The following is a 22,551-nucleotide window of genomic DNA, read 5'->3' on the forward strand; positions in this document are numbered from 1 at the left end:
AGGACCGCGTTGGCCCAGCTTCTGGTGCGTGATGACACCCTGTCCCAACTGGCGGCGCTCAAGCAGGACGCCAAAGACTTCGGTTGGCGTCAGATGATCCGCGAGCGCGAGAAGCGCGCCTTGCTGGAGCCGCTGCACCGGATCGCCAAGGCGTTGCTGCCAAAGCTGGGTGTTTCGCAACAGAACCTGCTCTACTACGCGAGCCTGGCGAGCTTCTATACCGTCCACGACCTGCGCACCATCAAGGCAGATCAGACCCGTCTCTACTTGTTGTGCTACGCCTGGCAGCGCTACCGGCAGCTCTCCGACAACCTGGTCGATGCAATGGCCTATCACATGAAGAAATTGGAGGAGGAGAGCAGCGCCGGCGCGCAGAAATTGTTTGTCGCAGAACAGGTGCGTCGTCAACCGGATACGCCGCAGGTTGGCCGCTTGTTGCTGCTCTATGTCGATGACACGGTGGCTGATACCACACCGTTTGGCAACGTGCGCCAGCGCGCGTACAAGATCATGCCGAAAGACACGCTCCAGATCGCCGGTCAGCGCATGAGTGTGAAGCCGGTGAGCAAGCTGGCTCTGCACTGGCAGGCGGTGGATGGCCTGGCCGAACGTATCCGCCGCCACCTACGACCTCTATATGTCGCACTCGATTTCGCCGGCATCGACCAGGACAGTCCGTGGCTCGTTGCGCTGGCCTGGGCCAGGAGCGTGTTCGCCAAGCAGCAACGTTTGTCGCAACGGCCGCTGGCAGAATGTCCGCCAACCACGCTACCAAAACGGTTGCGTTCGTATCTGTTGGTCTTCGATGCCGATGGCAAGCCAACGGGCCTGCATGCCGACCGCTACGAGTTCTGGCTGTACCGGCAAATCCGGAAGCGCTTCAAGTCGGGTGAAATCTACCTTGATGACAGCCTGCAACACCGCCATTTCTCCGACGAGTTGGTCTCGATGGACGAAAAGGCCGACATGCTGGCCGAGATGGACATTCCGTTCCTGCGCCAGCCGATTGAGGCGCAGCTCGACACCCTGACCGCCGAGCTGCGCACGCAGTGGTTGGCGTTCAATCGCGAGCTGAAACAGGGCAAGCTCACGCACATGGAGTACAACAAGGATACCAAGGCACTAACCTGGCGCAGACCCAAGGCCGAGAACCAGAAAGCACGCGAGCAAGCGCTCTATGAGCAACTGCCGTTCTGCGACGTGGCCGATGTGTTCCGTTTCGTCAATGGACAGTGCCAGTTCCTGTCGGCGCTGACTCCGTTGCAACCACGCTATGCGAAAAAGGTGGCCGACGCCGACAGTCTGATGGCGGTCATCATCGCGCAGGCGATGAACCATGGCAACCAGGTCATGGCGCGCACCAGCGACATCCCCTATCATGTGCTGGAATCGACTTACCAGCAGTACCTGCGGCAAGCGTCGCTGCACGCGGCCAACGACTGCATCAGCAACGCCGTCGCCGCGCTGCCGATCTTCCCTCACTACTCGTTCGACCTGAATACGCTGTACGGAGCCGTCGACGGCCAGAAGTTCGGCGTCGAGCGGCCTACCGTGAAGGCGCGCTACTCGCGCAAATACTTCGGGCGCGGCAAGGGCGTGGTCGCCTACACGCTGCTATGCAACCACGTGCCGCTCAACGGCTACCTGATCGGAGCGCATGACTACGAAGGCCACCACGTGTTCGACATCTGGTATCGCAATACGTCGAATATCGTGCCGACCGCTATCACTGGCGATATGCACAGCGTCAACAAGGCCAACTTCGCTATCCTGCACTGGTACGGACTGCGCTTCGAGCCGCGTTTCACCGACCTCGAAGACCAACTCCAGGAATTGTATTGCGCCGACGATCCAGCGCTGTATGAGAAGTGCCTGATTCGTCCAGTCGGCCAGATCGATCGACAGCTCATCGTCAACGAGAAGCCGAATATTGATCAGATCGTTGCCACGCTGGCCCTCAAGGAAATGACCCAGGGTACGCTCATCCGCAAACTATGCACCTACACAGCGCCGAATCCGACGCGGCGTGCGATCTTCGAGTTCGACAAACTGGTGCGCAGCATCTATACGCTGCGCTACCTGCGCAATCCGCAACTGGAACGAAACGTGCATCGCTCGCAGAACCGCATCGAGTCGTACCACCAGCTACGCTCGACCATCGCCCAGGTCGGTGGAAAAAAGGAATTGACCGGTCGCACCGACATCGAAATTGAGATCAGCAACCAATGCGCCAGACTGATCGCCAACGCGATCATCTATTACAACTCTGCCATCTTGTCGCACCTGCTGACGAAGTACGAGGCGAGCGGCAGCGCCAAGGCCGTTGAGCTGATCATCCAGTTGTCGCCGGCAGCCTGGCGGCATATTCTGCTCAACGGGCACTACACCTTCCAGAGCGGTGGCAAGATAATCGACCTGGCCGCACTCCTGGACGGGCTGGAGTTGGGGTGACGGAAATTTCGGCGGTTCCGGCTTACAACCCCAGAAGCGGAAGCGAAAGTGGGAATGCATAAGATGTTGACTCCTTCCAACGGGATTGTCCCGGGCCAGCCGTCAGGGCAGACAGCGCGATGTGCGCCTAGCCAATAAATACCTCGACCTCGCCGCCCGTGTCGGCCAGCAGTTCGCCCAGGGCGTCGATCAGCGCATCGATCCTGCCGGTGAGCGCCTGCTGCCGGCCATCATCGAACGGCTGCGCCAACACCCACCCGCGCAAGGTCAGCAATTCCATCGTCAGCGCGGGAAAGTCCTTGCCCTCGACCGGGCACCCGGTCTGGAACAGCGGCAGCCAGACCGCCGCGGTCGCCGCCGCTCCTGGCATCCAGTAGCGCTGATACACCTCTTCCACGGCCAGCGGGACCGTGAACCACTGCCATTTCTCGCTATCCGGCCGGGTGACGATCAGCGCAACCGTCATGCGCTCAGTTGAACGGGTTGTCCACCTCGCCCACCGCCGCCGGCGGCAGCTTGGCGGGCAAGGTCATCGCTTCGAGCTTCGCGACGATCTCGCCCAGCACCTCGTGCAGGCGGCGCGCGTGCGCCAGGCCAAAGTCATCGGCAGTCAGGTCCACATCGCCGCTGACCGTGATCCGGTCGAGCCGGTTTTCGATCATCAGCTTGCCGACCGAAATCACATCGGCCTCGTTGGCGTACGGTACAAAACCCTGTTTCTTGCTGCTCATTGCATCTCCTTGAATGTCAGAACGGCCAGCGCCGCGATTTCTTGTGTTTCGGCTGCGGCAGGTCGAGCATCACCGACTTCTGCCTGGCGCTCAGCGATGGCATGAGGTTGATGCCGATCTTCTCTTCGAGTTCCGCAATCGTCATCACGTCGAGCTCGTCCGTCGAACGATTTTCCACCAGCCAGGCCGCGCCCGCCTTCTGGCCCGGACTATACACTGCCTTGTACAAATGGCTCGGTACCAGCACCTTGCCCACCTTTTGCAAGCGCCCGCCGATGAAGGCCGGTCCGGTGATCACATACAAAGTGCCTTCCTTCTTGACCATGTCGCGCACGCGCCCCTCCAGCCCGGCCCACAGGTGACGGTTATTGTCGGCATCCTGCGGCACCATGTTCGCCAGCGTGAAACTTTCGTGCTGGGTGCGGCGGTCCGGCATGTTGCCGTTGGGCGCCATGTGGCCGCGGTCGAAGCCGCTGCGGGCGTAGTCGGACAGCTCGGCCCGCTGCGCCGGCGACAAGCGCTCCTCGGCGTGAAACGAATCGTCGCGCGACAGTTTTCTGGCCAGCGCCAGGTTTTCCGGACGCAGGCGCTCGGCCGACCACAGCGGCGTGCGCGTGATCCCCGAATGCATGACGCCGAACACGCCGTAGCACAATTCGGTGGTCGCTTTCGCCAGTTTGGCATTGCGGATTTCGGGCAGGCGCCCGTCGACATAGTGGGCGGGGCAACCGCCGGCAAACGCGCTGCCGGCTGCCAGCATCGTCCATCCCAGGACGAGGCCGGCCAGTGTTTTCTGAATCATATTTTCCAAATTGAAATGATGAGCGACGCATTCTAGCGGAGCGCGCCCGCCATGCGAAGCAGTCGTTCACCTAATCTGGCCAGGCTGTCGCGCAGCAGGTCCGGCGCGCGCACCTCGAACTCGAACGGCAGCCCCGCCAGGTGGCCGGCGAACCAGTCGACATGGTCGGTGCTGCAGCGCAGGAGCACGCCTGCGTCGACCTGCTCGAACACGCCGAGGGCGCCGAAAAAATGCGTGCTGGCCGTTTTCAGGTCGGTGTGCAGCAGCACCTCGACCGGATGCGCGCGCGGCATCGCGGCCATCGACTCGGTCAGGTAACCGAGCGCGTCGAAACCGGCCGGGCGCGCAAACGATACCGGACGCGGCTCGGCCCGCACGATGCGGTCGAGCCGGAACGAGCGCATCCCGGCGCGCAGGTGGCACATGCCGATCACGTACCAGCAGCCGCCGCGAAACGCCAGTCCGTAGGCGTCAAAGCCGCGCTCGGTTTCGCTGCCGTCCGGCGCGCGGTAGCGCAGGTGCACGCGCTGCTGCGCCAGCGCCGCCGAACTGAGCGTGACCAGGGCGTCGTTGTCGGTCGGGGCCACGCTGCGCAGCATGTCGAGGCGGACGGTTTCATCGATGGCGCGCACCCGCCGCTTGAGGTTGGCAGGCATGATGCGTTCGAGCTTGGCCTGGGCGCTGGCAACGGCCGGCGCGGCCTCGGCAAAGCCCAGGCTGCGCGCGGCCAGCAAGCCGATCGCCAGTGCCAGCGCTTCATCGTTGGTAAACATCATCGGCGGCAGCTTGAAGCCGGCCAGCAGCGCATAGCCGCCGTGGCGCCCGCGCTCGGTGGTGATGGGAATGCCCATCTCTTCCAGCGTGACGATGTAGCGGCGCAAGGTGCGCGTGTCGACGGCCAGCCGCGCCGACATCTCGGCGCCGCTCAGGCGTCCATGGGTTTGCAGCAGTTCGAGCACTGCCAGCACGCGGGTGGTTGGATGGTACATGCTGCAACGATATCAGATTAATAGGGCGAATTCTGTCCTGTTTTGCACTTACGCTATCGCTTGTCGATGTTTCATCAACAAGAAAGAGAGCACAACATGACAAGCCCGACACCGCACGACCATTTCCCCGTGATCGAATTGCGCCGCTATACGATGGCGCCGGGCGCACGCGCCGCCATCGTGCACCGTTTCGACGATACCCTGGCGCATCGCTTCCAGCACCTGGGCGGCATGGCGTTCGGCCATTTTTGCGAGCGCGACCGGCCGGACGGCTTCGCCTGGCTGCGCGGCTTTCGCACGCCGGCGGCGCGCGCCAGGATCGTGCGCGCGTTCGACGACCTGGCGCACACGGGCGGCATGGCCGACCGCACCGATGTGCTGGTGCTCAGGCCGCTCAAAGCGGGTGCCGGCATCGCTCCCCTGCCCATGGCCGGCGAAGCGCAGGGCATCGTCATCGCGCAGATTCTCCCTGTGGCGCCGGGCCGGATGGCCGCTTGCGAACGTGCCGCCGAACGCTGTTTCGCCGCCTACCATGGCTGCGGCGTGATCGAAGCGGGCATCCTGACCACGCCCGGCGAGTGCGCTGCGGACGGCGCCCTCGTCTGGCTCGGCATCCTGAGCGGCGACGCGGCGCTGGCCGCCTTGCGCCCGGCCTTCGACGCGGCCGCCGCCGAACTGGGCGCGGCCGGCTTGCTGGCGGCGCCGCCCGAACTGCTGGTGCTCGACCCTGGCCGCCGCTCGCGCCTGCGCTGGGTCAGCGCAGCCAGCGTGACCGCGCCAGCCCGATCCTCCATCATGGCGGCGGCATGAGCGGCGGCACCAACCTGTGGCTGTACTTCCTGGTGGTATTCGGCATCGTCGCCCTGCCCGGCCTCGACATGGCGTTCGTCATGGGTAGCGCCATGCTGGGCGGGCGCCGCGCCGGACTGGCCGCCGTGGCCGGCATCGTCAGCGGCGGTTTCTGCCACCTGGCCATGGGAGCGCTGGGGGCGGCCGCGGTGCTGGTGCTGTGGCCGGCGCTGTTCAAGGCCACGCTGGGCGCGGGCGCGCTGTACACGGCGTGGATCGGCTGGAGCTTCCTGCGCGCCAGCGCGGCGGGGAGCGTGCGCATGCCGGGCGCGGCCTGCTCCAGCGGCGCCACCTTTCGCCGCGCGCTCGGCACCAGCCTGCTCAATCCGAAAGCCTATCTGTTCATGCTGGCCATCTTTCCCCAGTTCCTGCAACCCGGTCCACAGCCGCTGTGGGTCCAGTCGGCGCTGCTGGGCACGATCACCGCGCTGACCCAGGCGGGCGTGTACGGCGCCCTCGCCCTGCTCGGCGGCGGTGCCGGCGGCTGGCTGGAACGCCATCCCGGCGCCGCCACCTTGCTGGCGCGCACCATGGGCGTGCTGCTGATCGCGGTGGCCATCCTGACCGCGACACAAATGATGCATACTTGATAAACAAAATCGTCTAGAATACGGATTTTGGACCGCGTTGGCTCAGCTTGGCGCAATGGATTCTTTCACATCATGGTGCCCCAACCGATTCCCGAAGAGCTGCGCCGGTTCGTACTGACCAGCATTGCCTCCGTGCCCCACCTGGAGGCGCTGCTGCTATTGCGCGGCGGCACGCAGCAGGACTGGAGCACGCAGGCGGTGGCCGAGCGGCTGTATATCAGCGACAAGCTGGCCGCCACCCTGCTGGCGGACCTGTCGCGCGCCGGCATGACCGTCACCCTGCGCCACGCCGGCAGCGAGCCGGTGTTCCGCTACCAGCCCGCCACGGCGGCGCTGGGCCAGGTGATCGACGCGCTGGCCGACTTGTACGGGCGCCGCCTGGTCGACGTCACCCATCTGATTCACGCGAAACTCGAGCGCAAGGCGCAGCAGTTTGCCGATGCGTTCACATGGCGAAAGGAATCCTAATGGCTGCGGCAATCTACGTTCTTTGCATGCTCACCGCGCTCGCCTGCGCCTGGCTATTGCTGGCCAGCTACGCGCGCACCGGCCATCGCCTGCTGTTCTGGAGCGGTCTGTGCTTTTGCGGCATGACGCTCAACAACCTGATCCTGATCCTCGACAAACTGGTGTTCCCGCGCGTGGATTTGCTCACGCTGCGGCTGGTCACGGCGCTGCTCTCGGTATCCCTGCTGCTGTACGGCCTGATCTACGAGAAGGAGTAGGCGATGGATTTGATGCTGGCCGGGGCCGGCGCCATGGGCTCGCTCGTGATCGGCCTGTTTTTCCTGCGCTTCTGGCGCAGTTCGCGCGACCGCTTTTTCCTGTATTTCGCCCTCTCCTTCCTGACCGACGGCGGGCACCGGGTCTACGCCAGCCTCACGCCCGGGATGAACGAAGATTCGCCTTTCCACTTCCTGCTGCGGCTGTTGTCCTATTGCCTGATCTTGTGGGCGATCGCGGCCAAGAATTGGCGCCGTTCCGACGCCGGCAAATAGCGCGGCGCGGGCGCTTGGCTGAACTTTTTGGCGCGGCGGGAATCCAAGCAAAATATCCCTACCCACGGCGGCGCCGTCCGCCATCCCCGATCCCGCCAGTGCGAACGAGGCCGCGCCGCCGTCCCGTTCCGCTTCCCTGCTGCCGGCGGATGGCGACGATCCCGACGGCCGCTTCGCGGTCGCCGAAGACGTCAGCCTCGACCAGCAATCCGACGGCGCGCGCCAGATCGGCGCCTTGCCGCCCGCCCCGGCCCCCGGGGCCGATATTGCCGGCGCCGTAGCCGCACCCTGGCGCCGGGCGAGGAGCCACGACTGCCGTAAAACCCGGCGCGGCAAATAAAGCTTGAACCTCCGTGCCAAGATGCTAAGGTGGCGGGGCTGCCAGGAGTAATTTTCGGACAACACACGCCAAGGGACGAGCATGCAAATAGCCGCAGCGCAGCAGCCGGGTGCGCGCAACGAGCCTGTTGCGGAGAAAGCCGGCGGCTTGGCTGTGGATCCAGTCCACGGCGGCATGGCAGCGATGATTGCATCGAGCACGCGCATGGCCACGATGGTCAATATGGCGGCGATGATGAACGCCGCGCCGGCGGCGAACAGCCGCGCCGCGCAGGCCATGCAACTGCGAATGATGGCGACGGACGCCAACGGCAAGCAGCACGCGCTGCGGCAAGTGGCTGACATGATCCACGACAGCGCGCGCCAACAGACGGCGCAGCGGTTTTCCGACGCGATGATCCGTGGCCCGGCAACCGTGGCCCAAGGGGTGGCCGATGAGCAAGCCTTGCAACCGGCATCCGCATCGCCGTCACAGCCGGCACATGATCGCATCGCAACGACCGGCAAGTCGGGACTGCCGGACCAGCTCAAGTCGGGGATCGAAGGTCTTTCAGGGATCTCGATGGAGGGTGTGAAGGTTCATTACAATTGCGCGCGGCCCGCGCAGTTGCATGCCCAGGCGTATGCGCAAGGGAAGGATATCCACCTCGGACCGGGGCAGGAACAGCATCTGCCGCATGAAGCCTGGCACGTGGTGCAGCAGGCGCAGGGGCGGGTGCGAGCAACGATGCAGATGAAAGATGGGGTGGCGGTGAACGATGATATTGCCCTGGAACAGGAAGCGGATCGGATGGGGGCCAAAGCGGCGACATTCGGGAGCAGCGCGCCCGCCACGTCCGACCAGCATTCCGGCGCACCTGGCGCTGCCGCCGCGCGGGTGCAGCCTGTCCAGCAAAAAAGATTCCAGGAGCAATCCGCCGTGGTGCAAAGAATGGTCGGCTTCGAGTTTGAAACCGGATGGTTTGTCGATTTTCAAGCGCCAGGCGATAACGGGGAAATCGTCGCGCCGGCGCCATTTGCCAAGAAGGACGTGGTCCGTCATGCCAACAACGATGGCTTTCGCATGGAGGCCGATGAAGCCGAACAAGGACTCAGCGAGCTGGAATTTGTGATCAGGCCGCCCGTCGCGGAAAGTCAGGCCGGGCGACAGGCACTGGTCCACGTCATGACCGCAATGGGGGCCATTACCACTGCTCTGTTAGAGCGCGCCGGAGGCGGACGATTCAGCCTGGATCAAATTACCCACGATGCCGCGGATACGAGCACCCTGGTAACGCCGCGCGACGCGGCCATGCAGGCAGGCCCGCAAGCGACCACCGCCCTCATGCTGGAGCAAATACCGCGCATGATCAATCGCGATGTGGCCGCCGCGCCACTCAACGCCGCACCGAATGCGCATGCCGCCGCCGATGGCGGCGCGGCGGCCTTCCGGGGCTTGGCCACACTGATCGGGCAGTACATCGACAACGGCGTTACGCCGGGCGGTGCAATAACTTACCCGAAAATGATTGCTGAGCCGCTGCTGGCGCGTACCAGTTTTGTCGGACTCTTCAACTTACTGGACAATCAGCGGCGCGCCTTATATATTGCCGACCCCGGGCAATGGGTGACCGATATCTTCCAGGTCGCCGGTTTACCAATTGAATTGGCCGATCGCGATTTGCTGGATCGGGGCGTTGTAGCGGAACATGATACGGATGCGCACAGGCAGTTGCGCACCGATATTTTAGTGCTGGAATTGAACCCGCCCGCGGAGCTGGCGCAATTCGATGCGCGAATCAAGACGGTGACCGATGCAATGCCCGCAGCGCCAAGCGGAAGGCTTGCCGCAGCCCTGGCAAGGCTGCGTAAACAGCGAACGCTGAAAGACCTGGCACAAACGCAAATGGACTTGCTGCGCGAGAAGGCAGTCGTTCAAGCGCCCTACGACGCACAGCGTGAGGGTTTGCTGGCGCAAAAGTCTGCGCTTGAAACCCGCGCAGGCTTCACAGTGCGGCAATGGCTTGCAGGTATCCTCCAACAGGTTGACAGCGTCGCCGGCCTGGCCGATGCCGAATCGATGGGCGAATTTGGCGCGCGCACCGAAGACGCGGGTCCCGCACAGGATGTGCCATCCGGCATTTTCGAATGGCGAGGCGATCAGCGAAGAAAAATTCCACCGGCGCAATGGATGCAATACGCGCTGGACTTCATGGACCGCATCCTTGCCATGCATGGGCATGGGCATGCGCCGGAGCCGCCGGGACCGGGCTGAATGCCGATCGGGATAGCCGCCCCGCCCTGCTTGATCGGACGACGCCCCTCGCCACAGCTGCGCACGCCAATCCGGTACACGGTCGCCTTGCTGTCGAGCCGGGCGAGGCGCCACGATCCGGCCCGGGTCCTTTTCTGCGCTACCAGTCGAGCGTGAGCAGCAGCTTGCCCATGCGCGGCCAGCACAGGCGAGCCACGTCGCGCCGGTCGGCCCAGCGGAAGGCATCCGTTTCCGGGGTCGGCTCGCCGCTCACCGGATGCGGAAAGAAACTGGTGCAGGCCAGGTGCGCCAGGCTGCCCAGCTCCTCGCCCGCGCGCACGCGGAACAGGTGCAGGCGCTTGTCGCTGCGGTAGGCAAAGCCGCCCAGGTCTTCGAAGCGCTCCGGCGCAAAAGCGATGCCGGCTTCTTCCTGCAATTCGCGAATGGCGGCCTCGAGCGTGGTTTCGCCGGGGTCTTGCATGCCTTTCGGAATGTCCCAGTTGGCGGTATTGGTGACGTGGCACAGCAGCAACTGGCCGGCCGGATTGACGACCAGGGTGCCGCACGAGACTGTCTGTACGCGCGTCACGACAGCGCGCCGGCCACCGGGCGTTCGGGATAAAGGGGAGGCACGCGCATGTTCACTGATCATCCTTTCGATAATATTGTAGCGTAGGCATCATGCACCCAAGCATACAAATTGTTAAATTGATATGGGCGGTATAGCCACGGGCGGTGTAGCCACGGGCGGCATAGGCACCGGCGGTATAGCCACCGGCGGAGTAGCCACGGGCGATGCCGCCACGGGCGGTGTAGCCAAGGCCTTGGTGGCGGCGGCCAGCACGCTGTTGAGCGCGGCAATATCGACCGGCTTGGTCAGATGGCGGTCGAAGCCGGCCTGGTGCGACATGACGACGTCGGCGCGCGCGCCCCAGCCGGTCAGCGCGACCAGCAGCATGCCGTCCAGCGCGGGCATGGCGCGGATCGCGCGCGCCAGCTGGTGCCCGCTCATGCCGGGCAGGCCGATGTCGAGGAAGGCCAGGTGCGGCTTGCATCGCGCGGCCAGCACCAGCCCCTGTTCGCCATCGACGGCAATGTCGGTACTGTGGCCGAGCGCCTGCAGCAAGGCCGCCAGGCTGTTGCCGGCGTCGACGTTATCGTCCACCACCAGCACCCGCAGGGCGGCCGGCACCGCGTCCGCGCACGGCACGGGCGCCTGCGCCGGCTCGCCGCTGCGCAGCGGCAGGCGCACGGTGAAGGTGCTGCCCAGGTCGCGTCCCGCGCTGGCGGCGCTGACGCTGCCGCCGTGCAATTCCACCAGGCGGCGCACCAGCGACAGACCGATCCCCAGCCCGCCCTGCGAGCGGTCGAGGTTGCGCCCGACCTGGGTGAACATGTCGAACAGGGTGCCCATGTCTTCCTGCGATATGCCGACCCCGCTGTCGATCACCGACAAGACGGCCTCGCCGCCGTCGCGCACGGCGCGCAGCGCGATGCGCCCACCGGCCGGCGTGTACTTGGCGGTATTGTTGAGCAGGTTGCTCAGCACTTGCACGATACGGGTGACGTCGACGTCCAGCGGCAAGGGCACGTCGGCCAGGTCCACGGTCAATGCATGGCCGCCGGCGTTCAGGGCCGCCATGCTGGTTTCGACCGCCATCGCCACCAGCGTGGCGACGTCGCTGGCTTCGCGCTTGAGCTCGATCTTGCCGCGCGTAATGCGCGCCACGTCCAGCAGGTCGTTGACCAAGTGAATCAGATGGCCCAGCTGGCGGTCCATCATCTCGTGCACCTTGGCCATGCTCTGGGGCGGCGCGGCCGACATGCGGATCAGGTCCAGGCCGGTGCGGATCGGCGCCAGCGGATTGCGCAGCTCATGCGCCAGGGTGGCCAGGAACTCGGACTTGCGCCGGTCCGCCTCGGCCAGGTCGGCCGCCACCCGGCGCAAATCGTTTTCTGCCTGCTTCTGGGCCGTGATGTCGCGCGTGATCGAGGCCAGGCCGATATTCTGGCCCTCGTCGTCGCACACGGCAAAGCCCTTGTAGTACACGGGCAGGATGGCGTCGCTCTCGAAGTTGCGCATGCGTAGCTCGCCTTCCCAGCGCCCCGCCGGCCCGCGCACGGCCGGCAACACCACCTGCTCGACGAAATCGCGGGAGTCGGGAGCGAAAAAATCGCCGATGGCGTACTCGCCGACCGAGGCATCGGGCGCCAGTCCGGCCAGGCGGAGCCCGGCCGGATTGACGTAGCTGGTGCGCGCATCCGAACCGGCAATGCCGATGAAGTCGGACGACTGCGCCGCCACCGCCGCCAGGCGCCGCATGCCTTCCTCGGCGCGCTGGGAGCGCTGGCGCGATTCGTCGAGCTGCTGTTCGGAAGCTTCGAGCTGCTCGGCGGCGAGGCGCTCGGGGGTGGCGTCGCGGAAGATCTTGGCGTAGCCGCGCAGGCGTTCGGCGTCGTCGCGCAGCGGCACCATCACGCCATCGGCGAAAAAGCGGGTGCCGTCGCGCCGCACGTGCCAGCGCTTGTCGTCGGCGCGGCCGGTGTCGCGCGCCATGCGCATCTCGTGCTCCGGCACCCCGGCCGCGCGGTCTTCGGGGGTGAAAATGATGGCGTTCGGCTGGCCGCAGGCCTTGGCCGCGAACCAGCCCGTGATGGTTTCGGCGCCCCCTTCCCATTCGGTGACGATGCCATCGGTATCGGTGCCGATGAAGGCATAATCGCGGGTGTTGTCGAGGATGAGGCGGATGCGCTCGTCGCGCGTGCGGAGCGCTTCGAGGTGGCTGGCCTGGGCATGCAGGGCGATTTCGGCGGTTTTGCGGTACAGGTCGATGAAGACCGCCACCTTGGCGCGCAGGATGACCGGGCTGATTGGCTTGGTCAGGTAATCGACCGCGCCCAGCGCATAAGCGTGTTCGACGTCGCGCGGGTCGTCGCCGGCGGCGGTCAGGAAAATGATCGGCAGCGTGCGCGCGCGCGGATGGCTGCGGATCAGCGCGGCCGCCTCGAAACCGCTCATGGTCGGCATATGCACATCCATGAGCACCATGGCAAAGTCGCGGTTAAGCAGTTCGCGCAGGGCTTGTTCGCCCGAGGTGACGCTCACCAGCACTTCGTCGAGTTCGGCCAACACCGCTTCGAGCACGGTCAGGTTGGCGCGCTGGTCGTCCACCAGCAGGATGTTGATCCGGTCCTTGGATTCGCCCCTCGGCTTGCCGCCTGTGTTGTTGTTCTGCTCGATCATTGGGTGTCCGATGTGCCTCTTGGCGGTCGCCCAGGGTCAAGCTGGCAATGTAGGCCGACGATGAATAAAAGTCAATTGTGTAGCACGTAAAAGATTTTTAAAACGCGGGAACTTCCGATCAGCCCGCGTCTCTAAGTCCATTTACACCTTCACAAGGTGGGGTAGCCCATGTCCGAACGATTCCTGGCGTCCGCATTGCCGCAGCATGAAGCCGCCGAACTTTACCGTCTGATGGTGGTCGGCATCCGCGAGGTGGCGGTGTTCCTCATGGACCCGCTCGGCTATATTACCGTATGGAACCGCGGCGCCCAGGACATGAAGGGCTACACCGCCGATGAGGCCATCGGCAGCCATCTGTCGCTCTTGTATACAGAGCAGGGCCGCGAGCGCGGCTGGCCGCAGCATAATCTCGGTTGCGCCGCCAGGAATGGGTTTTATAGCGAGGAAACCTGGCGCAAGCGCAAGGATGGCGGCCTGTTCTGGGCCCACATCGCCATCACCGCCCTGCGCGGCGACGACGAGCAATTGCTGGGATTTTCCAAGATCACCATGGATTTGACCCGGCACAGGCTGCTTGAACAGTGCGAGAAGGAAAAACAGGAGATCGACCTGATCCTTCGCGCGGCCCAGGCCGGTACGTGGAAGTGGCATGTCGATAGCGGCCAGGTCGAGATATCGCGCCAGCTGCTCGAACTGCTCGGCCACGATGGCCAAGCGCGCGAGCTCGATTTCGAGGCCTGCCTGGAGTTCGTGCACCCCGACGACCGCGCCCGCTTCCGCACCTTGCTGGAAGATGCCCGGCGCGATCCCTGCACGGCCCCCATCGAAACCGAGCTGCGCTTCCTGCGCCAGGATGGCACGGGCCAGTGGTTCTTCCTGCGTGCCAACTGGCACCGCGGCATCGAAAATGGCCCGATGCAGTTCCTCGGCGCCTGCGTCGGCATCGACAACCTCAAGGTCGCCGAGGAAGAAAAAGAGCGCCTGCTGTCGCAACTGCGCCAGGAACGGGCGCGCTTCTCCGACATCCTGGAACAAATGCCCTCTGGCATCGTGCTGGCCGACGTTCCCTCGGGCCGGCTGACCTACCAGAACCGGGCCGCCGCCAGCATGATGGGGCGCGATTTTTCCGGCATCGACAGTTTCCACGACTATGACAACTACACCTTCGTCGACGCCAGCGGCGCGCGCATCCGGGCGCAGGACCTGCCGCTGACGCGCGCCGTCAACGAGCAGGACGGCCCGCGCACCCAGGAGCTGGTGTACGAGCGCGACGACGGCGCGCGCCTGCACCTGGACGTGACCACCGCCGCGATCATCGACAGCGACGGCGTGGCGCGGGTCGCCATTGCGGTGCTGCACGATGTCAGCAAGCTGAAACACATGGAACTGGCCGCCGCCGCCGAGAAGGAACGCGCCCTGGTCACGCTGGCGGCCATCACCGACGGCGTGATCACGGCCGACCGGAGCGGCGTCATCATGTCGGTCAACCCGGCCGCCGAACGCATGCTCGGCATCGCCGAAACGGCTGCGCGCGGCCTGCGCTTTCACGACGTGCTGCACATCGAGGAGCACGCCGCCAGCGACGCCACCTTTGGCGCCATCGAACGCTGCCTTGGTGAGCACCTGACCACCGACACCTTGCCGCATGCCACCCTGATCAGCCGCGACGGCCAGCGTTTCGCGGTCGAGAACGCCGTGGCGCCGGTGATCCTCGATGACGGCGAACTGATCGGCACGGTACTGATCATCCACGACGTCACCGAATCGACGCGCCTGCTGCGCCGGCTCGGCTTCGAGGCCAGCCATGACGCGCTTACCGGCCTGGTCAACCGGCGCGAATTCGAGCTGCGCCTGGAACGCGCCATCGAACGCGCGCAACATCCGGGCGGGGCTTGCGCCGCCCTGCTCTACATGGACCTGGACCAGTTCAAGGTGGTCAACGATACCTGCGGGCACCAGGCGGGGGATGATCTGCTCAAGCGCCTGGCCGCCACTTACAGCGAGCACGTGCGCGAGCGCGATACCCTGGCGCGCATCGGCGGCGACGAATTTGCGCTCATCGTCGAGCATTGCGACGTCGATGCAGCGACCGCCGTGGCGCAAAAAATCCTCGACGCCACCCGCACCTTCCGCTACGTCTGCAAGGGCCGCGTGTTCCAGCTGGGCGTCTCGATCGGCCTGACCCCGATCGACAGCGGCACCATCAACGTCGAGGAAGCGATGCGGCGCGCCGACCATGCCTGCTACATCGCCAAGGATCGCGGACGCAACCGCATCTACGTGCATTTCAAGGGCGACCTCGACTTCGCCCAGCGGCGCAGCGACATGCACTGGGTGACGCGCCTGACGCATGCCTTCCAGAACGAGCAGCTGCAGCTGTACTACCAGCCGATCCTGCCGCTCGACGATGGCGACAGCCCGCGCCATTACGAAATCCTGCTGCGCATGCGCAACGGCCGCAACGGGCCAATCGGTCCGTCCGTGTTCTTGCCGGCGGCCGAGCGCTACGACGTCATCGTCAAGATCGACCGCTGGGTGCTGACGCGCACCATGGAATGGCTTGCCAGCAATCCGGACCAGATGGACACGCTGGCCATGTGCAGCATCAACCTGTCGCGCCGCTCGCTGGGCGACACCAGCTTTCACAAGTTCGCGGCCGACCTGATCGACGCCTCCGAGGTGCCGGCCGACAAACTGTGTTTCGAGATCACGGAAAATGGCGCGATCGCCGACATGCAAAAGACGATCGCCTTCATCGAAGCCTTCGCCGCGCGCGGCTGCCGCTTTTCGCTGGACGATTTCGGCACCGGCATGACCTCGTTTTCCTACCTCAAGCAACTACCCGTGAACTACATCAAGATCGATGGTTCCTTCATCCAGATGATGTCGTCCAGCCAGGTCGATTTTGAAATGGTACGTTTTACCAACGATATCAGCCACATGATGGGGCGCAAGACGATTGCCGAATACGTGAGCGACCCGGCCATCCTGGCCAGCCTGAAGACGATCGGGGTCGATTTCGCGCAGGGGTACTGGGTGGGCAAACCGCGTCCGCTCACACCCTGAGCAGGCGCGCTGCGGTGCGGCCGGGATCGGTATATAGTCGACACATGGTGCAATACTGTTGACCTTGGCTTCGTCGCTCCCCGAAGGACTCGACGCCCCCGCGTGGGATCCAGGTTCTACGCTCCGTCGCCGCCGCGAAGGACTCGGCGCCCCCGCGTGGGGTCCAAGTTACAACCGCAGCCGGAAGCTGAGCGTAGAACTTGGGCCCCCGCCTTCGCGGGGGCGACGGTTTCGCAGTAGACGGTGTCATGAACGGTATGCCGTACGCGGCGACAGCGCCGCCAAACGCCCATTTGAGACTCCAGCAAAGGTCCGACCATGGCAGATACGCCCTCCCCCGAGCCCGGCGCCGACGGCGATCCCGCGATCAGTTTCTCGACCTTGCTATACCGCTTCCTGTTTTTCGACTGGCTGTTCCGCGACCTGGGCGCGGCGCGCAATGTGTACGAGCGGCACGCCGCGTTGCAGCATAACCGCCGCATGTGCCGCTATTTCCCTACCTACCTGCGGCGCTGGTCGGTGATGACCATGTTCGACTTCGGCATGGGTTGCCTGGCCGAACGGGCGCTGCAAGCCAACCTGTGGTCGGCCTGGTTCTTTACCTGGTCGTGCGTGACCCTGACCGGGATGGTGGTCATTTCGGTGGCCTGGGCGTTCCTGGCCAACGCCAGGCTGCCTTAGCTGCCGTAGGCGATGGCGCCCTGCGGCTGGCCATCGTCGCCGAAGCGCTGCGCCACCCGGATCGCGCTGATGCCGAGCGAACCGAGGGCATCGCACAGGTCGTCGACCTCGCCCTGCAGGTCGGCGGCCACGTCGAGCGGCTTTTCCAGCGAGGCGAGCAACATGCCGGCAGCGTCGCTCAGGTTGACCCGCATCACCATTTCATCTTCCACCGCGGCCGGTCCGAGCACCGCGCGCACCTCGCCAGCGGCAACCGCGCCCGCTTCCAGCACCGCGTTGACATCGCTGATCATGCGCAGCATTGCCAGTTCGGCCACGCCCTGCTCCTTGGCGCCATAGAACAAGTCCTGGTACAGAAAATGCAGCTCGACCGAGGCCGGATCGGCCGCCAGGCAGCGCTTGACCAGCGGCCCGGCTTGCACCGTCCAGGCGCGGTAGCGTTCCATGCGCGCCTCGAACCAGGCATCGGCCTGCGCTTCGCCGGCCGGAGCCGCGTAAAACGGATCGTCGGCACGCTTCATTGCGAAGCCCAGCAAAAAGCGCAGTTCGACCGCCTGGTCGGCCGGGCCGAAATGGGTCGGCGCCCAGCCCGTCATGCTGCGTTCCAGCGCCGGGCGCGCTACCAGTTTCTTTTCGGTCATCGAGCCGGCGGCGTCGCGCACCATGTCGTTCAGGTGACTGTAGGTGATGGCGTCGACTTCATCGAGGTCGTAGGCGTGGCTGATCATCACCACCGTCGCTTGCGGGCTTTCCAGGCCGCCCTGCTTGAGGCTCTCGACCAGCTGCTCGAAGGCGTCGCCATCGGCAAAGCTTTCCGCTTCCTTCAGGCCGCCCGTGCTGTGCACAAACACCGGCAGCGCGAAGGCGTTGATTTCCATTTCCGGACCGTTTTCGCGGCGCAGGGTGACAGTGCCGGCCGCTTCTTCGGTGCGCTCGCGCAGCAGCTGGTAGGCGCCGGCATCGGTGTAGCGCGCGCGTTCGATGGCGCCGTACAGCACTTCGTCGTTCTTCTTGCGCAAGGCGTTGCGCAGCAAGCGCCCGAATTCGACCTCCTTCAGGCGCAGCGCTTCGGCGTCGCCCTCCTCATCCTGTTCCTGTTCGGCCAGCGCGAGCGCGAAGTCGGCCAGTTGCTGGGCCAGTACGTCGTCATCCTCCTGCGCCGGAACGTGGGATTTGCGGGGAACGGGGCGCTTGTTTTTGGGCATGGGAGGCGGAATGGATGGGGAAAGAGCCGACATGGTAACAAATTGCCCGGCCGGCGGCTAACTGCGCATGCTGACCGGACGGCGCCCGCCCGCCTTGCGCGGGCGGCTCAGCAGTTCCAGCACGTGCTGCGGATCGGCCGGCTTGGCCAGGTGGTGGTCGAAGCCGGCTTCGCGCGCGCGTTCGCGGTCCTGCGGTTGGCCGTAGCCAGTCAGGGCAATGAACAGCGCATCGTGGAACTGCGGCATCGCGCGCAACTGGCGCGCCAGGTCGTAGCCGGTGACGTCGGGCAGGCCGATATCGAGGATGAACACGTCCGGCGCTTCCGGCGCGGCCCAGGCCAGCGCCGCGCCGGCATCGTAATACGTGCACACAGTGTGTCCGCCGGCCGCTTCGAGGAACAGCGACAGGCTGATGGCGCCGTCGACATTGTCGTCCACGATCATCACGCGCAGCACCGGCCCGCGCGCGTCGCCACGCCGGTGCCGCGGCGCCAGCGGCGCGCTATCCCGGGGTTCGCACGGCAGCGTGACGGTGAAGCTGCTGCCCTGCCCCGGCCCCGGGCTGGACGCCGTGATGCTGCCGCCATGCAGCCGGACCAGGCTCTGGACCAGCGCCAGTCCGAGCCCGAGCCCGCCCTGTGCGCGGTCCGGCTTGCGCTCGCCCTGGGAAAACAGGTCGAACACGCGCGGTACCAGTTCCGCTGCCAGGCCTTCGCCGTTGTCGCTGACCGTCACCACCACATGGCCATCCTCCACGGTGGCCTTGACCCCGATGCGGCCCTTGGGCGGGGTGTACTTGGCGGCGTTGTTGAGCAGGTTGGCAAAAATCTGGACCAGGCGGGTCCTGTCGCCGCGCAGGCGGATCGGGGTTGACGGCAGCGACAGTTCGACCCGGTGCTGCGCCGCCTCCACCAGGCCGTGGGTCTGTTCCAGGGCGCGCTCGAGGATGGCGTCGAGTTCCAGGTCGTCGATGTCGAGCGTGACCAGGCCGCGCGTGACGCGCGAGACGTCCAGCATGTCGCCCAGCAAGCTATTCATGTGCTCGACCTGGCGCGAAATGACCTCGCTGGCGTAGCGCACCCGCCTGGCGTCGTCCGGTTGCAGGCGCAGCAACTGGGCGGCGGTGCTGATCGGTGCCAGCGGATTGCGCAGTTCGTGACCGAGCATGGCGAGGAACTGGTCCTTGGCGCTGTTTTGCTGCTCGGCCATCTGGCGCGCGCTCTTTTCGGCCTCGAGCAAGGCCTGGCGGTCGGCCTCGGCGGTGCGCCGGTAGGCCTGGGCTTGCAGCATCTGCTCGCCCGCCGCATGCAGGGCGTTGTGCAGTTCATTCATCTCGGCCACGCGCGACTGGACCCGGCGCGGGGCTTGGCCGGCGCCCAGGTCGGTGGCGGCCTTGACCGCGCGCGCGAGCGAGCGCACGTGCTGGCGGCCGACATACACGGCCAGCGTCGCCGCGCACAGCATCGCGGCCAGTAAACCCATGGCGGCCACGAAGGCGGCGTGGCGCGCCGAGCGTTCGATCAGCACGGCCGGCGCGGCCACGGCCAGGGTCCAGCCGGACAGGCTCGAATGGGTGAACACGTCGAACGCTTCGGTGCCTTCGAGCGTGTGGTGGCGGATCTGTCCGCTGTGCGCCTTGCGCGCCGCCGCCGTCAGCTCGGGCCGGGCGGGCGTGCCGATCCTGCCCTCGGGGTTGAGGTTGCGCGAAATGAAGCGGCCCTGGGTGTCGATGATGGCGACCAGCCAGCCGGGCGGCACGTCGACGCTGGCCATCAGGCGCGTGAAATGGTCGGTCGAAAACGCCACCGTCAGCACGTAGCGCTTGCCATCGTCGATCGGCACCGGCACGGTCAGCGTGGTCACCAAGCCCTTGATCACGGGGCCGTTCATGACGTCCGACACATAGGTTTTCTGGGTGGCGATCACGTGCTTGACCAGCACCGGCGCGCCGCGCGTCGGCAAGGCGCTGCCGTAGGGGAGCGCGGTATTGATCAGTTGCCGGCCTTGCTCGTCGAGCAGCATGGTCCAGCCCGTGCTGCCGCGGTTGGCGCGCCGCGCTTGCGCATAGAAAGCCTTCAGGTCGCCCTCTGCCAGCGAGGGCGAGCCGCCCAGCACGCGCAGGGCCGCTTCGGCGCTGTAGAGTTCGCGGTCAACCAGCAAGGCGATGCTGTTCGAGGTTTCCCTCAGTCCACGCAGCGCGGCCTCGCGTTCGGCGTTTTGCAGCATGTCCAGCGCCAGCCCGGCAAACACCACCACCGGCACCAGGATGCCAGCGGCCATCAGGAACAAATAAGTCCGGATACGCATGCGAATTGCCGCCTGTCATAAACGCGGTAGATGAGCCCGCCTATGACGGATATTCTACGTTCCCCGTCGGACTCGTGCCCGTTCGGCCCAACCGTGCGCACCCGTTCGCATCAGAATACTTATTTCATTTTCGTAAGTTCAATGCAAAAACAACAGCGTGTGGTAACGAACAGATAGGTGCCGGCGAACTGCGGACAATGGACTCATTCGCAAACAGGAGCACGACCATGATTCACCCCGCCCTCACCCGCAGCATCTTCTTCGCCGGCCTGATGCTGTCGTCGACCGTGTTCGCCGATCCCGCGCTCGCGATTGTCAAGTGCATCGACAATGACGGCAAGGTCACGCTGACCGACGCGCACTGTCCGCAGCAGGCGCAGACCGTGGCGGTGGTGGCGGGCGTCACGGAAGCGGCCACTGCCGACGAGGCGGGCGCGGACGAAAGCCAGGCGATCGTCAGCGGCGAATCGACGGCGGCGGCGACAGTCAGGGCGCTCGTCGTCGACCGCTACGCCGCCTCGCAAGCCCAACTGCCCCGGCGCGAACTGCCGGTGGTGCGCAAGCCGGGCGCTGGCGGCGGACTGGCGCGCGACATCGCCACGCTCAAGGCAGCCCGTCATAGCCTGATGCTGCAAGACAGCGCCGCCCAGTCGGCCCGCTCGCAGCGCCTGGCTGGCTTGCAATAACAAGCGGCGCGCCGGAAACGTGGCACGGAGTTGACGCTGGTCGGCGCTTGCGCCGGGTAGTGTCTACGACTTCAACGTCAAGCAGGCATGGCCGGGACAGGCGGTTGCTTGCGTCTTCCAAGGCAAGTCTGCCGCTTTCTCGCGACGGCACCTCTCTATCCCGCAGCGGCGCATCGTACAGGATGGCCTCGTCCTGTAGCGCGGCCAGGCGCCGTGCGCGAGCAATCGTTACGGGCCGGTGCGCCACGATGATTCTGGCCATGTTCAGTCTGCCGATTGCCTTGTTGACCTTACTCTCCCGTGCACTACGTATCGACGCAAGATTCATCCGAATCTCCACGTCACAGACATCCGCCACGCCCATCCGCTGAGCGGCTTCCGCTGCCTGATCGTCGATCCATGGCGCGCTTCCAGAGGTAGGCCAGGGGCTTTCCCCTTCCGAAACGCACCACGAGAACAGTAAAGTGCATAGAGACTGCGTGCGCCAAAAGGAAGTTCATTCTTTTTTTTCGCCGCATGATCCGCACTGCCATCCGGGATGGCCTGCCATGGACCGCAAGACCGGCAACCGGACGGGCAGCCAATCCTGAGCTCGGTTACAATGCGGGCAATCTTTCACCCGCACCAACACGCTCATGAAACTCCTCCCGCTTATCGCGCTGGCCATGGCCTGCGCTCCCGCCTTTGCCGACGACCACCCCGACGCCAGCTGGCACACCTCCGCCGAACTGGGCGCCATCAGTACTTCGGGCAATACCGCCGGCACCTCGGTCTCCGGCAAGATCGATGCGCGCCAGGAACTCGACGACTGGAGCAACCAGTACATCGTCGCCGGCCACTTCAAGGAAGATGAAGTCAACGACAGCGAGGGCAACAGCACCTCCAGGCGCTCTGCCGAACGCTATTCCCTCTCGGCCAAGGCAGCCTACAAACTGGTCAAGGAAAACGAAAAGCTGTTCGTGCTGGCCGCTCACGTGGGCGACAAGTTCGGCGCCTACAGCAGGTACAACACCATGGCGGTCGGGCGCAGCACGCGCTGGTACGACTCGCCGGCGGCCAGCGTCGACATCGAAATCGGTCCGGGCTATTTCCGCGGCGAACGCGCCACCGGCGAACCCGAAAGCGGCTTTACCGTGCGCGGTGCGGCCGCCGTACGCTGGCAGGTCAGCCAGAACGCGCTGTTCTCCCAGATCGCCAGCGTCGAGCGCGGTACCTCGAACACCCACTCGATTGCCGAAGCCGCCCTGAGCACCAAGATCAACGGCACCATGCAGATGAAGGCGGCGTTTATCGTCCGGAACGACACGAATGTGCCGGCCGACAAAAAGAACACCGACACCCAAACCTCGCTCACGCTCGTCTATTCGTTCTGAACGCCGT

The 22,551-nt window shown here is 65.1% G+C and carries 19 protein-coding genes; 11 read left to right on the forward strand and 8 right to left on the reverse strand.

The genetic code is table 11. The features are described 5' to 3' along the window. Positions 1 to 2,451, forward strand: a 2,451-nt coding sequence (locus F2P44_RS18955) for a Tn3 family transposase (protein WP_167088611.1), incomplete at its 5' end; no start/stop codon positions are given. A 127-nt stretch (positions 2,452 to 2,578) separates the two neighbouring features. Here the strand turns inward: F2P44_RS18955 and F2P44_RS18960 are convergent. Genes F2P44_RS18960 through F2P44_RS18975 form a run of 4 tightly spaced genes read right to left on the reverse strand, consistent with a single transcriptional unit; the run spans position 2,579 to position 4,973 of the window. Next, positions 2,579 to 2,917, reverse strand: a complete 339-nt coding sequence (locus F2P44_RS18960) for a hypothetical protein (protein ID WP_167088612.1) — start codon at positions 2,915 to 2,917, stop codon at positions 2,579 to 2,581. Positions 2,918 to 2,921: 4 nt separating this feature from the next. Then, a complete protein-coding gene (locus F2P44_RS18965; protein WP_167088613.1) occupies positions 2,922 to 3,182 on the reverse strand; it encodes a hypothetical protein in 261 nt (86 codons plus the stop codon). 16 nt (positions 3,183 to 3,198) lie between these two features. Continuing rightward, a complete protein-coding gene (locus F2P44_RS18970) occupies positions 3,199 to 3,984 on the reverse strand; it encodes a DNA/RNA non-specific endonuclease (protein ID WP_167088614.1) in 786 nt (261 codons plus the stop codon). Between the two features lie 32 nt (positions 3,985 to 4,016). Then, a complete protein-coding gene (locus F2P44_RS18975) occupies positions 4,017 to 4,973 on the reverse strand; it encodes a helix-turn-helix transcriptional regulator (protein WP_167088615.1) in 957 nt (318 codons plus the stop codon). A 96-nt stretch (positions 4,974 to 5,069) separates the two neighbouring features. On the opposite strand from F2P44_RS18975, the gene F2P44_RS18980 reads away from it, so the two are divergent. The 6 genes from F2P44_RS18980 to F2P44_RS19005 all read left to right on the forward strand — a co-directional run bounded on the left by F2P44_RS18980 (position 5,070) and on the right by F2P44_RS19005 (position 10,003). Further along, on the forward strand, positions 5,070 to 5,783 hold the full coding sequence (locus F2P44_RS18980; protein WP_167088616.1) for an NIPSNAP family protein: 714 nt from the start codon (positions 5,070 to 5,072) through the stop codon (positions 5,781 to 5,783). Next, positions 5,780 to 6,412 carry a LysE family translocator gene (locus F2P44_RS18985; protein WP_167088617.1) on the forward strand — a complete coding sequence of 211 codons (633 nt, stop codon included), beginning with the start codon at positions 5,780 to 5,782 and terminating at the stop codon, positions 6,410 to 6,412. Before F2P44_RS18980 ends, F2P44_RS18985 begins: the two co-directional genes overlap by 4 nt. A 72-nt stretch (positions 6,413 to 6,484) precedes the next feature. Beyond that, entirely contained in the window at positions 6,485 to 6,880 is a 396-nt protein-coding gene (locus F2P44_RS18990; RefSeq protein ID WP_167088618.1) for a hypothetical protein, read from the forward strand. Further along, positions 6,880 to 7,137, forward strand: a complete 258-nt coding sequence (locus F2P44_RS18995) for a DUF5985 family protein (protein ID WP_167088619.1) — start codon at positions 6,880 to 6,882, stop codon at positions 7,135 to 7,137. Before F2P44_RS18990 ends, F2P44_RS18995 begins: the two co-directional genes overlap by 1 nt. 3 nt (positions 7,138 to 7,140) lie before the next feature. Continuing rightward, entirely contained in the window at positions 7,141 to 7,410 is a 270-nt protein-coding gene (locus tag F2P44_RS19000) for a DUF5985 family protein (RefSeq protein WP_167088620.1), read from the forward strand. A 421-nt stretch (positions 7,411 to 7,831) separates the two neighbouring features. Continuing rightward, positions 7,832 to 10,003 (forward strand): eCIS core domain-containing protein, encoded by a 2,172-nt coding sequence (locus F2P44_RS19005; RefSeq protein ID WP_229423622.1) that lies wholly within the window; start codon positions 7,832 to 7,834, stop codon positions 10,001 to 10,003. A gap of 139 nt (positions 10,004 to 10,142) precedes the next feature. Here F2P44_RS19005 and F2P44_RS19010 read toward each other — a convergent pair whose 3' ends face one another. After that, the gene (locus F2P44_RS19010) at positions 10,143 to 10,571 is read right to left on the reverse strand and encodes an NUDIX hydrolase (protein WP_370662718.1); all 429 of its coding nucleotides are present in this window, start codon (positions 10,569 to 10,571) and stop codon (positions 10,143 to 10,145) included. A gap of 114 nt (positions 10,572 to 10,685) precedes the next feature. Next, the gene (locus F2P44_RS19015) at positions 10,686 to 13,226 is read right to left on the reverse strand and encodes a response regulator (protein ID WP_167088622.1); all 2,541 of its coding nucleotides are present in this window, start codon (positions 13,224 to 13,226) and stop codon (positions 10,686 to 10,688) included. A gap of 168 nt (positions 13,227 to 13,394) precedes the next feature. Here F2P44_RS19015 and F2P44_RS19020 point away from each other — a divergent pair, with 168 nt between their 5' ends. Both F2P44_RS19020 and F2P44_RS19025 read left to right on the forward strand, forming a co-directional pair. Further along, positions 13,395 to 16,292, forward strand: a complete 2,898-nt coding sequence (locus tag F2P44_RS19020) for a bifunctional diguanylate cyclase/phosphodiesterase (protein ID WP_167088623.1) — start codon at positions 13,395 to 13,397, stop codon at positions 16,290 to 16,292. A gap of 318 nt (positions 16,293 to 16,610) precedes the next feature. Next, a complete protein-coding gene (locus F2P44_RS19025; RefSeq protein ID WP_167088624.1) occupies positions 16,611 to 16,973 on the forward strand; it encodes a hypothetical protein in 363 nt (120 codons plus the stop codon). Here the strand turns inward: F2P44_RS19025 and F2P44_RS19030 are convergent. Beyond that, complete coding sequence (locus F2P44_RS19030; protein ID WP_167088625.1) at positions 16,970 to 18,178, reverse strand: hypothetical protein; 1,209 nt, start codon at positions 18,176 to 18,178, stop codon at positions 16,970 to 16,972. The two genes, F2P44_RS19025 and F2P44_RS19030, sit on opposite strands and share 4 nt — an antisense overlap. Positions 18,179 to 18,235: 57 nt before the next feature. Further along, positions 18,236 to 20,485 (reverse strand): hybrid sensor histidine kinase/response regulator, encoded by a 2,250-nt coding sequence (locus F2P44_RS19035; RefSeq protein WP_167088626.1) that lies wholly within the window; start codon positions 20,483 to 20,485, stop codon positions 18,236 to 18,238. 227 nt (positions 20,486 to 20,712) lie between these two features. On the opposite strand from F2P44_RS19035, the gene F2P44_RS19040 reads away from it, so the two are divergent. Further along, positions 20,713 to 21,171: a hypothetical protein gene (locus F2P44_RS19040; RefSeq protein ID WP_167088627.1), complete on the forward strand. Its 459-nt coding sequence runs from the start codon at positions 20,713 to 20,715 to the stop codon at positions 21,169 to 21,171. A 635-nt stretch (positions 21,172 to 21,806) separates the two neighbouring features. Then, entirely contained in the window at positions 21,807 to 22,544 is a 738-nt protein-coding gene (locus F2P44_RS19045) for a DUF481 domain-containing protein (RefSeq protein ID WP_167088628.1), read from the forward strand. Positions 22,545 to 22,551 lie beyond the last annotated feature (7 nt).

Source organism: Massilia frigida, from assembly GCF_011682175.1.
GTDB classification, from domain to species: domain Bacteria; phylum Pseudomonadota; class Gammaproteobacteria; order Burkholderiales; family Burkholderiaceae_D; genus Telluria_A; species Telluria_A frigida.

What these genes read in the sequence shown, in the direction of transcription:
- F2P44_RS19015 (WP_167088622.1), bottom strand. Translation starts at nt 13,226, where the DNA reads ATGATCGAGCAGAACAACAACACAGGCGGCAAGCCGAGGGGCGAATCC.
- F2P44_RS19045 (WP_167088628.1), top strand. Translation starts at nt 21,807, where the DNA reads ATGAAACTCCTCCCGCTTATCGCGCTGGCCATGGCCTGCGCTCCCGCC.
- F2P44_RS19000 (WP_167088620.1), top strand. Translation starts at nt 7,141, where the DNA reads ATGGATTTGATGCTGGCCGGGGCCGGCGCCATGGGCTCGCTCGTGATC.
- F2P44_RS18975 (WP_167088615.1), bottom strand. Translation starts at nt 4,973, where the DNA reads ATGTACCATCCAACCACCCGCGTGCTGGCAGTGCTCGAACTGCTGCAA.
- F2P44_RS18985 (WP_167088617.1), top strand. Translation starts at nt 5,780, where the DNA reads ATGAGCGGCGGCACCAACCTGTGGCTGTACTTCCTGGTGGTATTCGGC.
- F2P44_RS19020 (WP_167088623.1), top strand. Translation starts at nt 13,395, where the DNA reads ATGTCCGAACGATTCCTGGCGTCCGCATTGCCGCAGCATGAAGCCGCC.
- F2P44_RS19040 (WP_167088627.1), top strand. Translation starts at nt 20,713, where the DNA reads ATGATTCACCCCGCCCTCACCCGCAGCATCTTCTTCGCCGGCCTGATG.
- F2P44_RS19025 (WP_167088624.1), top strand. Translation starts at nt 16,611, where the DNA reads ATGGCAGATACGCCCTCCCCCGAGCCCGGCGCCGACGGCGATCCCGCG.
- F2P44_RS19030 (WP_167088625.1), bottom strand. Translation starts at nt 18,178, where the DNA reads ATGCCCAAAAACAAGCGCCCCGTTCCCCGCAAATCCCACGTTCCGGCG.
- F2P44_RS18990 (WP_167088618.1), top strand. Translation starts at nt 6,485, where the DNA reads ATGGTGCCCCAACCGATTCCCGAAGAGCTGCGCCGGTTCGTACTGACC.
- F2P44_RS19035 (WP_167088626.1), bottom strand. Translation starts at nt 20,485, where the DNA reads ATGCGTATCCGGACTTATTTGTTCCTGATGGCCGCTGGCATCCTGGTG.
- F2P44_RS18965 (WP_167088613.1), bottom strand. Translation starts at nt 3,182, where the DNA reads ATGAGCAGCAAGAAACAGGGTTTTGTACCGTACGCCAACGAGGCCGAT.
- F2P44_RS19005 (WP_229423622.1), top strand. Translation starts at nt 7,832, where the DNA reads ATGCAAATAGCCGCAGCGCAGCAGCCGGGTGCGCGCAACGAGCCTGTT.
- F2P44_RS18960 (WP_167088612.1), bottom strand. Translation starts at nt 2,917, where the DNA reads ATGACGGTTGCGCTGATCGTCACCCGGCCGGATAGCGAGAAATGGCAG.
- F2P44_RS18995 (WP_167088619.1), top strand. Translation starts at nt 6,880, where the DNA reads ATGGCTGCGGCAATCTACGTTCTTTGCATGCTCACCGCGCTCGCCTGC.
- F2P44_RS18980 (WP_167088616.1), top strand. Translation starts at nt 5,070, where the DNA reads ATGACAAGCCCGACACCGCACGACCATTTCCCCGTGATCGAATTGCGC.
- F2P44_RS18970 (WP_167088614.1), bottom strand. Translation starts at nt 3,984, where the DNA reads ATGATTCAGAAAACACTGGCCGGCCTCGTCCTGGGATGGACGATGCTG.